At 68.7% G+C, this 12,309-nt stretch carries 13 protein-coding genes; 4 read left to right on the forward strand and 9 right to left on the reverse strand.

Features of this window, described 5'->3' with window-relative positions:
* The first annotated feature begins 9 nt into the window (after positions 1-9).
* The 4 genes from phnD (at position 10) to phnE (Q0Q47_RS21600) (ending at position 3,528) form a co-directional block, all read left to right on the forward strand.
* Positions 10-1,062 (forward strand): phosphate/phosphite/phosphonate ABC transporter substrate-binding protein, encoded by a 1,053-nt coding sequence (phnD, locus tag Q0Q47_RS21585; RefSeq protein ID WP_293864642.1) that lies wholly within the window; start codon positions 10-12, stop codon positions 1,060-1,062.
* 68 nt (positions 1,063-1,130) lie between these two features.
* Positions 1,131-1,922: a phosphonate ABC transporter ATP-binding protein gene (phnC, locus tag Q0Q47_RS21590; protein ID WP_293864645.1), complete on the forward strand. Its 792-nt coding sequence runs from the start codon at positions 1,131-1,133 to the stop codon at positions 1,920-1,922.
* Positions 1,919-2,719, forward strand: a complete 801-nt coding sequence (gene phnE / locus Q0Q47_RS21595; protein ID WP_367278284.1) for a phosphonate ABC transporter, permease protein PhnE — start codon at positions 1,919-1,921, stop codon at positions 2,717-2,719. Before phnC ends, phnE (Q0Q47_RS21595) begins: the two co-directional genes overlap by 4 nt.
* Positions 2,716-3,528: a phosphonate ABC transporter, permease protein PhnE gene (phnE, locus tag Q0Q47_RS21600; RefSeq protein ID WP_293864648.1), complete on the forward strand. Its 813-nt coding sequence runs from the start codon at positions 2,716-2,718 to the stop codon at positions 3,526-3,528. The genes phnE (Q0Q47_RS21595) and phnE (Q0Q47_RS21600) overlap by 4 nt, the downstream gene beginning before the upstream one ends.
* A gap of 13 nt (positions 3,529-3,541) precedes the next feature.
* On the opposite strand, the gene Q0Q47_RS21605 is transcribed toward phnE (Q0Q47_RS21600), so the two are convergent.
* The 9 genes from Q0Q47_RS21605 to Q0Q47_RS21645 all read right to left on the reverse strand — a co-directional run bounded on the left by Q0Q47_RS21605 (position 3,542) and on the right by Q0Q47_RS21645 (position 12,204).
* Positions 3,542-4,036, reverse strand: coding sequence for a DUF3237 domain-containing protein (locus tag Q0Q47_RS21605; RefSeq protein ID WP_293864651.1), 495 nt, complete (start codon positions 4,034-4,036; stop codon positions 3,542-3,544).
* Entirely contained in the window at positions 4,033-4,158 is a 126-nt protein-coding gene (locus tag Q0Q47_RS21610) for a hypothetical protein (protein ID WP_293864654.1), read from the reverse strand. The genes Q0Q47_RS21605 and Q0Q47_RS21610 overlap by 4 nt, the downstream gene beginning before the upstream one ends.
* A gap of 43 nt (positions 4,159-4,201) precedes the next feature.
* Positions 4,202-4,792, reverse strand: coding sequence for a cupin domain-containing protein (locus tag Q0Q47_RS21615; protein ID WP_293864657.1), 591 nt, complete (start codon positions 4,790-4,792; stop codon positions 4,202-4,204).
* Between the two features lie 120 nt (positions 4,793-4,912).
* On the reverse strand, positions 4,913-5,407 hold the full coding sequence (locus Q0Q47_RS21620; RefSeq protein WP_293864660.1) for a heme-binding protein: 495 nt from the start codon (positions 5,405-5,407) through the stop codon (positions 4,913-4,915).
* A gap of 4 nt (positions 5,408-5,411) precedes the next feature.
* Positions 5,412-6,812, reverse strand: coding sequence for a Xaa-Pro peptidase family protein (locus Q0Q47_RS21625; RefSeq protein WP_293864663.1), 1,401 nt, complete (start codon positions 6,810-6,812; stop codon positions 5,412-5,414).
* 52 nt (positions 6,813-6,864) lie between these two features.
* Entirely contained in the window at positions 6,865-7,680 is an 816-nt protein-coding gene (locus Q0Q47_RS21630; protein WP_293864666.1) for an ABC transporter permease, read from the reverse strand.
* Positions 7,673-8,503, reverse strand: coding sequence for an ABC transporter permease (locus Q0Q47_RS21635; RefSeq protein ID WP_293864669.1), 831 nt, complete (start codon positions 8,501-8,503; stop codon positions 7,673-7,675). The genes Q0Q47_RS21630 and Q0Q47_RS21635 overlap by 8 nt, the downstream gene beginning before the upstream one ends.
* A gap of 21 nt (positions 8,504-8,524) precedes the next feature.
* Positions 8,525-10,750: an extracellular solute-binding protein gene (locus Q0Q47_RS21640; protein ID WP_293864672.1), complete on the reverse strand. Its 2,226-nt coding sequence runs from the start codon at positions 10,748-10,750 to the stop codon at positions 8,525-8,527.
* Between the two features lie 338 nt (positions 10,751-11,088).
* On the reverse strand, positions 11,089-12,204 hold the full coding sequence (locus tag Q0Q47_RS21645) for a succinylglutamate desuccinylase/aspartoacylase family protein (protein ID WP_293864675.1): 1,116 nt from the start codon (positions 12,202-12,204) through the stop codon (positions 11,089-11,091).
* Between the last annotated feature and the right edge of the window lie 105 nt (positions 12,205-12,309).

A 12,309-nucleotide genomic window follows, 5' to 3' on the forward strand; every position in this document is an offset into this window, starting at 1 on the left:
GGACCACCGATGACCCGCACCACCCTCCTCGCCGCCCTCCTGCTCGCCGGGGCCGCTCTCCCGGCGTCCGCGCAGGACACCTGTTCCAACCGGGGCCAGCTCGACACGGCGTATTGCGACGCCAACAACGACCTCGTGGCGGACACGCCCACCGATCCGGCGAAACAGAAGGATCCCTCGACGCTGATCTTCGCCTACTCGCCGGTCGAGAATCCCGCCGTCTACCAGGTCGTCTACCAGCCCTTCATGGACTTCCTGGGAACCTGCACGGGCAAGAAGATCGTGTTCTTCCCCGTGCAGAACAACGCCGCGCAGGTGGAAGCCATGCGGTCCGGCCGGCTCCACATTTCTGGTTTCGCCACGGGCGTCGTCGGCTTTGCCGTCAACCTCGCCGGCGCGGTCCCCTTCGCGGTGATCGGTTCGGAGAAGGGCGTGTCCGGCTACAAGCTCTTCGCCCTCGTGAAGAGCGACAGCCCCTACAAGACGCTGGCGGACCTGAAGGGCAAGAAGGTGGCGCACACCGCCCCGTCCTCCAATTCGGGCCATCTCGCGCCGAAGGTGTTCTTCCCCGAGCAGGGGCTGAAGCCCGACGAAGACTACAAGGTCCTGATGTCGGGCGGCCACGACAAGTCGGTCCTGGGCGTCGCCTCCGGTGACTACGACATGGCGCCGGTCGCGTCCGACGTCTACGAGCGCATGGTCGCCCGTGGCGCGGTCAAGGCCGACCAGTTCCGCGTGATCTGGCAGAGCGAAACCTTCCCGACCTCGTCCTGGTCGATGCCGCACGACCTGAAGCCGGAACTCGCCAGCAAGATCAAGGGCTGCTTCATGGACTACAAGTGGTCCGAGGGCCTCAAGAAGGAGTATGCGGGCGAGGATCGCTTCCTTCCGATGACCTACAAGGACACCTGGCGGCCGATCCGCGAGGTCGCCGAGAAGTCGGGCACCCCCTACAACAAGACCGCCTACGAGGCGCAGACGAAGCGCGAGGCGGAGGCCGAGGCCAAGAAGGCCGCCGAGGCCGCGGCCAAGGCGGCCCAGCCGGCCGCGCCGAAGCCCTGACGTTCCCTGGACGGCGGGCTCGGTCCCGCCGTCCGCTTCCTGTCCGCGCGCCCGGCGAGACCCCTTTCATGACGATGTCCGTGTCCGCCACCGCTCCCGTCGCGGGCAGCCTGCTCAGCGTCCGAAACCTCCGCAAGGAGTACCGTGCCGGCCAGCCGGTTCTGAAGGACATCACGCTGGATTTTGCCCCGCGCGGCATCACGGCGATCATCGGTCCGTCCGGGACCGGCAAGTCGACCCTGATCCGGTGCATCAACCGCCTCGTCGATCCCACCTCGGGCGAAATCATGTTCGAGGGGCGTGACATCGCGAGGGTCAGCGGCAGTGCCCTGCGGCTGGTGCGCCGCCGCATCGGCATGGTGTTCCAGGAGTACAACCTCGTCGAACGCCTCTCGGTCATCGAGAACGTGCTGTCGGGCCGCCTCGGCTACGTGCCGGCCTGGCGGGCCTTCCTGCGCAAGTTCCCGGCCGAAGATGTGACCCGCGCCTTCGACCTGATCGACGCGGTGGGGCTCAACGAGGAGTTCGCGACGCGGCGGGCCGACAAGCTCTCGGGCGGCCAGCGCCAGCGCGTCGGAATTGCCCGCGCCATCATGCAGGACCCGGCCGTCGTGCTGGCGGACGAGCCGACCTCGTCGCTGGACCCCAAGACCTCGGTCGAGATCATGGAGCTGATGGCGAGCCTCTCCGCCTCCCGCTCGATCCCGATCATCGTGAACATCCACAACGTCGATCTGGCGCGCCGCTTCGCGAGCCGGGTGATCGGCATGACGGGCGGCAACGTCGTCTATGACGGCCCGCCCGGCGGGCTGGAGAGCCACCACCTCGCGACGATCTACGGTGGCGAGGACTGGCAGTGAGCGCAGCCCCCTCCCCCCGGGTCCGTCCGGCGGCCTTTCCGGCCAACTGGGTCGCGCGCGGCGCGCTGCTCGCGCTCGTCCTCTACACGGTCTACGCGACCTCGATCCTGGCCATCACCTGGGAGCGCTTCGCCAAGGGGCTGGACAACGGCGCCCGCTTCCTCGGCCGCATGTTCCCGCCCAACATGGCCGCCGACAAGCTGGCGCTCATCGCCGACGGCATGGTCGAAAGCATTCAGATCGCCATCCTGGCGACCTTCTTCGGCGTGCTCCTGTCGCTGCCGCTCGGACTGATGGCGGCGCGCAACCTCGCGCCCGGCTGGCTGTCGTGGTCGGCACGCGCGCTCATCGCCGTGCTGCGCTCGTTCCACCCGGTGATCGTCGCCATCCTCTTCGTCAAGTCGGTCGGCTTCGGCGCCCTGGCGGGAGTTCTCGCGCTCATCATCTCGTCGATGGGCTTCGTCTCCAAGCTCTTCGCCGAGATCGTCGAGGAGATGAACCCGAAGCAGGTCGAGGCCGTGCGCGCGACGGGCGCGTCCTTCTTCAACGTGCTGATCATGGCGGTGGCGCCGCAGGTCATGGCCCGCTTCATCGGGCTCTCGGTCTACCAGCTCGACTCGAACCTGCGGAACTCGACGATGGTGGGCATCGTCGGCGGAGGCGGCATCGGCGCCGCGCTGTTCACGGCCTACCAGCGCTTCGACTACGACGTGGTGCTGACGATCCTGATCATCATCATCGCGATCATCATGCTCATGGAACTCGTCTCGGCCCGGGTGCGGAGGGTCTTCCAGTGAGTGCCCCCGCTTCCACCGGCGCGCAGCGGACCTGGCAGCGCTTCACGCCGACCGAGCGCGTCGCGCGCTCCATGGTGTACATCGTCACGGCAGTGGCGGTCGTCTGGTCCGCCCGCACCGTCGAGGTCATCCCCGAATTCCTCTACGACGCGCCGGAGCAGACGGCGGACCTGTTCAAGCGCATGTGGCCGTTCGACTGGGGCTTCTACCCCAAGGTCGTGCACGAGACGCTGATCGAGACGTTCCACATCGCGACGCTCGGGACGATCCTGGCCATCGTGCTCGCCCTTCCGCTCTCGTTCCTGGCGGCGCGGAACTTCACGTCGAACCCCTTCCTCAACATCCTCGCTCAGTTCATCTTCGTCTCGTCCCGCTCGGTGAACTCGCTCATCTGGGCGCTGCTGTTCGTGGCCGTCTTCGGCCCCGGCGCCCTGTCGGGCGTGATGTCCATCGCCTTCCGGTCCATCGGCTTCATCGGCAAGCTCTTCGGCGAGGCTCTCGAGGAGGCGCAGACCGGCCCCATCGAGGCGCTCACGGCCACCGGCGCGCCGCGGTCGATGATCCTCGTGAAGGGCTACTGGCCGCAGGTGGAGCCGGCCTTCTGGTCGGTGGCGCTGCTGCGCTGGGACATCAACATCCGCGAGTCGGCCGTGCTCGGCCTGGTCGGTGCCGGCGGCATCGGCGTGGCGCTCGATGCCGCCCTGAACAATCTCTACTGGGACCAGGTGGGGCTGATCCTGGCCGTGATCTTCGCGGTCGTCGTCGTGACGGAGATCGTCACCTCCGCGATCCGCTCGCGGATCATCTAGGCCCGACCGGCTCTCACGTGGCATCCGCCTCCCAGGCGCGGATGATCACGGCCTCGCGCGCCGGGCGCGCCGGCTGCAGCGTGCCCAGGATGAGCCGGCGGTTCAGCCAGTCGAGCGGGCCCAGCGGCGCGGTCACCTCGATGCGCGAGAGCGCGTAGCGCGGGGTGCGGCTGTCGTCGACCAGGACGCGGTTGCGGATGTTGAGGACGATGCCGGCCTTCGTACGCATCTCGTAGATCGCCTCGAGCTCCTTGACGCCGTCCCGGCGCAGAAGCTGCCGGTCGGCGCCGCCCGGGAGGATCTCCCCGTCCAGCCCCTCGATCCCAGGGCCGCCTTTGAACTCGCCGCCCTTGATCGGCACCATGAACCGCTGGCCCAGCGGCCCTTCACCGAGATCCATGCGAGGCTCGATGTCGGCGATGGCCTGCCAGAGCAGCCGGAAGCCCAGCTGCGGGAGAGGCACCCGCTCGAAGAGGGCGTTCGCGTCGTCGGTGCCGGCTGCACTCATGGGGACGTGCCTTTCAGATGGGCGGCGAAGGCCGACACGGCCGGGCTCGCGCGCTCGGGTTGCCAGAGAAATCCGGTCGGCCTGACCGTCTGCGTGAGGGGCGTGCGCAGTTCGACGAGCACGCCCGTCTCGAGCCATTGCCAGAGGGCCAACAGGAGACCGACCTCAGTGGACTTGGGGCGTGTTGACCCACAGCATCCGCGCGGTGACCTCCCCGGTGTTGCGGTAGCTGCTGGTCAGATGATTGCGATAGTGGAAGCTGTCGCCCGGGTTCAGCGTGTAGGCGGTGTTCTCGATGGTGAGCTCGATCTGGCCCTCCAGCACGTAGCCCAGCGTCTCGCCCTGGTGCGTCACCTTGTCGACGCGTCCTCCACCCGGCTCCACCACGTGGATGTTGGCCTCCAGGATGTTGCCGCGCCCGAAGGCCACCATCCTCTCGTAGCTGATCCCCTTGCCGTCGCGGATGGGATCGTTTGTCGTGCGCAGGCGCTCGCCCGCGCGCTGCACGATGCCGGGTGAATTCAGGTTGGCGCCGAAGAAGGAGGACAGGTCGCGGCCCAACGCTTCGACGATGCGCTGGAGCATGGGCAGAGAGGGAATGACGTGGCCGTTCTCGATCTTGGAGATCGAGCTCTCGGCGCAGCCGATCTTCTCCGCGAGTTCGCGCATGCGGATACCGGCGATGATCCGCGCGTGCTTCACGCGCAGGCCGACCTGGAGATCCGTGTCCGCTGAAGGCTTGGGCTGCTTGGCCATCACTCGTCCGCTCGCTTCGGCGTGCCGGGCCGGCCCCGCCTCGGGCCGCCGGGCGCCCGACTCGCCGCGATACTCGGAAAGACGAAGGGCCAAGGCAAGGCCGGGTCGCGTGAGCCCACGTCAGTCACGAACCGCCTTCGGGTGGGACCCGCGGACGATGCCGGTATCCTCGGCTCCCATCGGGACGAAGCCGTCGAACATGTCCGAGCCGGCGATAGCCGCCGCCCCGGCACGGGCCACGGCGAGATCCTGCGCTCCGGTGCCGGAACCCGCGGCCACGGCGCCGACGACGATGCCCCCGATCCTGATCGGCAGGCCGCCGATGAGGTTGGTCCACTTGTTCTCCGACGCCAGCGCGATCTGGATCTCCACGTCCGCATGCGCCCCGCCCGTCGGCTCGGCGCTGAGCGCGGCGGTGCGCGCCTTGTTGGTCGACGAGATCACGCTGAGGGCCTTCGATCCGTCCATCCGCGCGAAGGCAAGCAGGTTGCCGCCCGCATCGACCACGGCGATGCACATGGGCCGCCCGATTCGCTCGGCTTCGGCCATGGCTGCGTGCAGGACCTTCAGCCCGCCTGCCAGCGTCAGGTTCCTCGTCTCGGCGATGTCGACCATGGGCCTAAACCCTGTGCAGGTCGAGCGGCGTGTGCCGGCTCAGGTTCTCGAAGCCGTCCTTCGTGACGACGTAGAGGTCACCGACGTTGCAGCCGGCGACGAGCGGCTCGACCCACTGGGTGTGGAGCACGAAGACCATGCCCTCCTCCAGCCGATCGTAGTTGTGGGACGAGACGTTGAAGCTGTTGCTGGACCCGGCCATGCCGATCGAGTGCCCGAGGTTCGGATTGTGGGGGCCGTACTGCGCCGGGTAGACGTGCATGAGCTTGCGGCCCTGCGCCTCCCAGTCGGCGTCCGGCACGTATTGCCGCTTCACGGGGCGCGGCTTGCCGTCCGCCCCGCCCTCCCAGATGTAGGGCATGCTGCGCGCCTCGGGCGAGGTGAGCATGCCGTTCTCGATATAGGGCTCGAAGGCGGCGTTGTTGACGTCGCGGAACAGGGCGCCGGGACGGATCAGCTTTTCCGCGCGCTTCACGCCTTCGACGCAGGCGGCGATCACCTTCTCCTGGTGCCGGGTGATGTCGCCCACGGCGATCATGCGCGCCGTCTGCGCGGTGTAGCCGCGGAAGGTGACGTTCGAGACGTAGAGGTTGATCAGGTCCCCGGGGCGGACGACGCGTCCGTAGGGCTTTCCGCAATGGGTGCCGTACTCGTTGATGCCGATCTGGTAGCCGTCGCCCGTCTCGCCGCCCAGCGCCAGCTGCGCGAAGGTGAAAGCCGAGTAGATCTCGAAGTCGGTCACGCCGGGACGGGTCACGTGGTAGGCGGCCTGTGTGGCGACGCTGACCATCTGCGCCGCGGCACGGAACACCGCGACCTCGCGCGGCGTGCGGACACGCTGCATGCGATCGATGATGCCGTTCTCGGGCACGAACTTCGCCGAGGGCATGAGCTCGGCGAGCTGGGCCCACAGGGGCAGGGTCTTGGCGTCGCCGATGCGGCCGATCTGCGGACGCGGGCCGAACATGTCCACCAGCATCTCCGCCGCGGCCTCGATGGCGCGGCCCGAGGAGGAGCCGGGGCGGTCGGCGTATTCGCGCCCGATGGCGCCGACCTGCCAGATGTCGTCCACGAGCAGCGGCTCGCCGCCGGGCGGCAGGATCACGGACTCGGTGAAGAAGGTGAGGAGGCGCAGGGGTTTGTCATTGTCCGTCGGGATGACCAGGATGCCCTCGCGCATCCAGTCGATCATGTAGCGCAGGTAGGCGTTCGAGGTGTGGAACCAGCCGACCATGTCGGTCAGGACCACGATCGCGTCATGGCCGGCGACCACCGCCTCGCGGCGCACCTTGCGCAGCCTCTCCTCGTACTCCTCGAGCGGCAGCTGCGGCGGCGGCACGAAGTCGAAGTCGGCGACGAAATCGCCCATCAGGGCGGCGATGCTGGGGCGGGCCGGGGGCGTCATCGGACTGGTCCCTTGCTTGTTGTGGTCGGTGGCGCGCCGGGCGCGGGGAAGCTCAGGTGGAGCGGCGGGGGTCGAGCACCTTCTGGGCCAGGAAGAGGCCCGCGAAGGCGATGGCGATGAGGCATCCGGAGATCGCAGCGACGCGCACGTCGAGCGACTCCTCGATCATCTGGAACATGCGCAGCGGCAGCACGGAGGTGCGGGCGTCGGCCAGGAAGAGCGTGACGGAGACGTTGTCGAGCGACTGCATCATCACGAGGAAAGCGCCGGCCAGGATGCCGGGCACCATCAGGGGCAGCGTGACGCGGACGAAGGTCATGAACGGGCCGACGCCGAGCAGCGTGGAGGCCTCGACGAGCGAGGGATCGAGCCGTTGCGCGATGGCCGCGCAGGCGCGGTACATCAGCGGACCGAACACCACCACGTGCCCGACCACGACGAGCGGGAAGGAGGGCCGCAGGCCGATGCCGCTGAAGGTGATGAGCGCGGCAAGCCCATACACCAGAGTCGGCAGCACGAGCGGCGCGAGCATCAGGGGCTCCACGGCCGCCGCCGTCTTCGGCCCAACGCGTGACGCCCCATAGGCGGCCGGCATGGCGAGGAGGAGCGCGCCGACCACGGCCAGGAAGGCGATGCGCACCGAGTTCCACAGGGCCGTGTGGATGGGCGCTGACTGCACGGGATCCAGCAGCGCGCGGTACCAGCGCAGCGACAGCCCGTCGGGCGGAAACTTCAAGGTCTGCCCCGCCGTGAAGGACGTGGCGAGGCCCACGAATATGGGGGCCACCATGAAGACGATCGCGAGCCCACCGACACCGTAGAGCGCGACGCGGTAGGAGAGGTCGCTGAAGCGCATTCGACTAGCCATGGCTGGCGAGCCTCGGATGGCGGGACAGCGCGGCCACGGCCAGCATCACGACGCCGGTCGAGGCCAGCAGGACGAAGGCGATGGCGGCGGCAGAGGGCCACTGGAACAGGATTCCGACCTCCCGGTAGACATACTGGGGCAGGTAGATGTGCCGGGCGCCGCCGATCACCGACTGGGTGACGTAGGAGGTGGTGGCGCTGGCGAAGACCAGCACCCAGCCGGCCAGGATTCCCGGCGCCGCGAGCGGAAGGATCACGGTCCAGAGGATCCGCCAGGGCCCTGCGCCCAGCGTCTCCGCCGCGGAAACCAGGCTGCGGTCGGCCCGGGCCATCACGGCCATGACGGGAAGCACGAGGAGCGGCAGCTCGATCTGGCTGAGCACCACGACGACCGCCGTCTCGTTGAAGAGCAGGCTCTTCGGGACCGGAAAGATGCCGAGGCTGACGAGCGCCTGGCTGACCGGCCCCTGGCGGCCGAGGATGACGATCCAGGCGAAGGTGCGCACGACGTTGCTGGTCAGCATCGGCAGCAGCGTGAGGAACACCAGCACGCTGCGCTGGCGCGGACCCGCATGCCAGAACAGCATGGCGATGGGGAGGCCGAGCAGCGTCGTGAGCACGACGACCTTCGCGCCCAGGGCGAGCGTATCGACGAGGACGCCGAGGGCGAAGGGGTCGGCAAGGATGCGGCGGTAATTCGCAAGCGTCAGCCCCCCCGCCGGATCGGCGAAGCTGAAGGCTCCGAGCACCATCAGGGGCACGAGAAAACCCGCACCCGAGAGGATGACCATCGGCGCGAGGAACGGAAGACCGCCGCGGTTCATGATGCCGACCCGCCGTGCCCGTTACTTCTTCACGATCTTGTCGAATTCCGTCGTCCAGGCGGCGCGGTTCGGATTGATCTTGGCCCAGTTGGGGTAGATCAGGTTCTTGATGTCGGCATCCGTGACGTAGTTCTTGATGCTGGCCGTCAGCGGCACGTCGACATTGGTGGGGATCATCTCGGTCGGCGGCTCGGCGAGCTTGGTCTGGGCCTCGGCGGAGATCACCGCGTCCATGTACTGGTAGACGCCCTCGGCGTTGGCCGAGCCCTTGGCGAGGTGCAGCGCGACCGGCAGCGCCGGGGATCCCGTGGTCGGGTGGACGAACTCGCAAGGAACGCCGAGCGACTTCAACCGCGCCACGTTGCCCGTGCTGGCCATGAACACGGCGACCTCGCCCTGCTGGAACAGCGACATCTGCTGGTTGCCGTTGTTGGCGATGGCGCCGACCTTGGCCAGGTGCTTGGCCAGCATCTTGAAGGCCGGCTCGATGTTGTCCTCGCCTCCGCCGAAGGCCTTCGCGACCTCGATCCAGGCGAGCGTCGCCGTGTTGGATCCGAAGCCCAGCCACGCGACCTTGCCGTCATAGGCGGGGTTCTCGAACAGGTCCTTGTAGGTCGAGGGCTTCGGAACCTTCGTGGGGTTGTAGGCGATGCCGGTGATCTCGACCGTGACGTTGGGGCCGTACTCCGTCTGGGCCGACTTCGGCAGCTTGCTCCAGTTCTTGAGCTTGCTCGGATCGATCTTCTCGATCAGCCCCTTGGCGACGGCCTCCGTCGTCTGGCCCGGCGACATCATGACCGTGTCGTAGGCGGGCTTGCCCTGGCTGGCGAGCAGCTTGGCGAGCTGGTCCTGCGCCAGCGCGGGCGAGATCACAAGCTCGGTGCCCTGCTTGGCGACCAGCGGCGCGATGATGGCGCGGTAGGCATCCTCCCAGGATCCCGGGAAGGCGGCGGCGACGATGGAGCCGGCGGCGCGGGCGTTGCCGGCGCCGAACATCGGCAGAGCGGCGGTGCCGGCGAGGGCGGCCAGGACGTGACGGCGGGACAGGATAGTCGCGGACATCGGAGTGACCTTTCTGATGGGGTGCAAGGAACAGGACGCTGGAAAGATCTGGCAGTGGTCGAGGGCGAAGGTGACGAAGACGTCCTCCTCCGGAGGCGGTGCAGGCGCATGCGGGAGGCGTTGCGCGACGGCCTTGAGGGCCGTGCCGTCGGCAAGAACGAGGTCGTGCATGAGCAGCGGGCCCTGCGGCACGCTGAGGATCCGGCGCGCCCGCACGGCGCCCGCGACGGGCTCGGCGTGCAACGTGACGTGCTCGGGCCGCACGACGAGGGCGATGGGCGCGCCGGGCGTGAAGCCGACGCGGCGGTCGAGGGCGAGACGCTCGCCGGTGGACAGCCCGACCACGGCCGAGGACTGGCCGTAGTCGACGACCGTCGCCCGCAGGACAGAGGCCTGCCCGACAAAGGTGTTCACGAACAGCGTGCGCGGCCGGTCGTAGAGTTCGGCAGGCGTGCCGACCTGCTCCACGCGCCCGGCGTTCATCACGATGAGCGTGTCGGCGACGGCCTGCGCCTCCTCCTGGTCGTGCGTGACGAGGATGGTGGTGATGCCGAGCTCGCGCTGGATGCGCAGGAACTCGAACTGCATGTCGGCGCGCAGGGCGCGGTCGAGCGCGGCGAAGGGCTCGTCGAGCAGCAGCAGGGCCGGTCGCGGCGCCAGCGCCCGCGCCACCGCGACGCGCTGCTGCTGGCCGCCCGACAGCTGCCGGGGGAGCCGGTCCGCGTAGGTCTCGAGGCGCACCAGCGCGAGAAGCTGTTCGACGCGCGCCTTCCGCTCGGCCCGCGACAGGGCCGTGAGGCCGTAGCCGACGTTCTCGGCCACCGTCATGTGCGGAAACAGCGCGTAGTTCTGGAAGACCATGCCGACGCGCCGCTCGCGCGCTGGAACCTCCGTGACGTCCCGCGCTCCGATCCGCACGCGGCCGGCCTTGGGCCGCACCAGACCGGCAATGATGCGCAGCATGGTCGACTTGCCGCAGCCGCTTGGACCCAGGATCGCGGCAACGCCGGCCGCCGGTACGGCAAAGCCGACGTCCTGGACGGCAGGAGCACCCGAATAGGCGTGCACGACGCCCTCGACGGCGAGCCCTTCCCCCAGCCTGCCCGGAACGGCCTCGGCACCGATCCGGACCGGAAGGTTGGTCGGGCTTTCGCCATCGGCAACGGTTTCGGCACTCTGGGTCATGCGGTCTCGGCGGGGGTTGCGAGGACTGCGGGCGACTGCGAAGCGAGCTTTCCTCAGCGGAAAGTCTCCAGAGCTTTGCAAGGCGCGTGCCAGAGATTGATTTTCTGTATTTTTGTTTAATTTCCGTGGCTTGATAGTCGCCGCACAAAACGTGGGCAATGGCGACTGACCCGCGGAATGTGATTTTGCATCATAATCGCGCAGGGACTGATCACCTGCGCGTTTGCTCCGAAGGCCGCGGTGTCCGCGAGATGGGCCCACCGGCCAAGCGGGCCGCGGCAGCGGGATGGCGCCTGCGAGACCCACGACGGGCGGATGGCCCGTCGTGGGTCGCTTCCTCACGCACCCAGCAGCTTGCCGGTCCGATGCGCCACCCGCCCCGCCACCTTGCCGAGCCGCCGCCCGGGCCGCGTGAAGCGGCCCATGACCCGGGCGAACAGCACCCCGTCGCAGGGAGAGGGGATGGTGGTCACGGCGCCGCTGATCGGATCGGTCACGTCGGCCACCGGCTCACCGGCCCGAAGGGTGGCGCCCACGTCGTGGCGGAAGGTCAGCACTCCGCCCACGGGGCAGACGATCGGTTCGGAGGCGGCGAGCGGCGTCGCCTCGCACAAGGCGTCAGGGGCCGGGTCCGCTTGTCCCGCCAGAACGCCGACGTCCTGAAGGAAGGCCAGGATCGCCGTGGCATCGGCTTCCGCCAGCGCCGACGACACGTCGTTCTGGCCGCGCAACTCCACCGTCGTGGCGTGACAGCCCAGGGCGACCGGCTTGTCCGGTATCGCAGCGGCCAGTTCGGCCCAGGGCCGGCTCAACGCCTCGTCGAACGGGTCGCCTCCCGAGACGTCCGCGATGAGATAGGCCAGGGCGCGAAGGCGGGCGGCCAGCGGCGCGAAGGTGCCGGCGGAGTGGCTCGTGGTGTAGAGATGCACCACGGCTTCCGCGTCGCAGTGCAGGTCGAGGACGATGTCCGCCTGCGCGGCCATGGCCAGCAGCGCCTTCTTGAGATGCTCGGCCGGGGTCTGGGCCGGCAGCGCGGCGATCAGGTCGGCGAGCGCCTCGCGCACCAGCACCGTGTTCTTGTCCCGGTCCATGGTGAGAGCGGCGCGCACCCGTTCGACGAGGGCCTCGCCGAGCGCAGCGTGCTCGCGGTTGAAGTTGACGCCGCTCGCCAGGTCGAAGCGCCCGATCTCCGACCCGAGGACGGCCTGGGCGAGCCCCACGGGGTTGGCGACGGGAACGAGGACGACCTCGCCGCGCAGGGCCCCTCCCCTCTCAAGGCTCTCGAGCCGGCGGCGAAGCACGATGGCGCAGGCCATGCCGGGAATCTCGTCCGCATGAAGGGCGGCCTGGATGTAGACCTGCGGCCGGGCCCCCGTCTTGCCGAAGCGCATCAGGGTCAGCGCGTGCTGCGTGCCGACGCTGGGGCCGGGAATGGCGATGTGGTCCGTGTTCATGCGCGTGCCTCCGCAGGCTCGGCCGCTTTCGGCCGGAGCTTCTTCAGGTAGCGGCGCGCGAAGAGGTTCACCAGCCCCCACCGGCACGAAGGCGATGGCCGAGGC

Origin of the sequence: uncultured Alsobacter sp., assembly GCF_945952055.1 — a bacterium.
Classification (GTDB): Bacteria; Pseudomonadota; Alphaproteobacteria; order Rhizobiales; family Beijerinckiaceae; genus Alsobacter.